This window comes from Nocardioides sp. R-C-SC26 (assembly GCF_021246465.1).
Classification (GTDB): domain Bacteria; phylum Actinomycetota; class Actinomycetes; order Propionibacteriales; family Nocardioidaceae; genus Nocardioides.
This window is the reverse complement of sequence record NZ_JAHRHK010000057.1, coordinates 1-331: the sequence shown is the minus strand read 5'-3', so window position 1 is coordinate 331 and position 331 is coordinate 1. Positions and strand designations below refer to the sequence as shown.

Annotated in this window: 1 pseudogene; it reads left to right on the top strand. The window is 71.0% G+C overall.

The window, feature by feature from the left end:
* Positions 1-331: pseudogene (locus tag KSO97_RS17420) on the top strand (CoA-transferase); the annotation flags it as partial.

The window sequence follows — 331 nt, the reverse complement described above, 5'->3', positions numbered from 1 at the left end:
CTTCGACGTCGTGGCCTACGGCAAGCGCCACGTGATGATGGGCGCGACCCAGGTCGACCGCGACGGCAACCAGAACATCTCCGCGATCGGCTCCTTCGCCCGGCCGAAGCGGCAGCTGGTGGGCTCGCGCGGCGCCCCGGGCAACACCGTCAACAACCGGACCTCGTACTGGGTGCCGCGGCACAACCCGCGGGTGTTCGTCGAGCAGGTCGACATCGTCTCCGGCGTCGGTCCCAAGCGCGCGGCCGCGGCCGGCCCGGGCGCGACCCGCTTCAACGACATCCACCGGATCGTCAGCAACCTCGGTGTCTTCGACGTCGGTGGCCCCGAC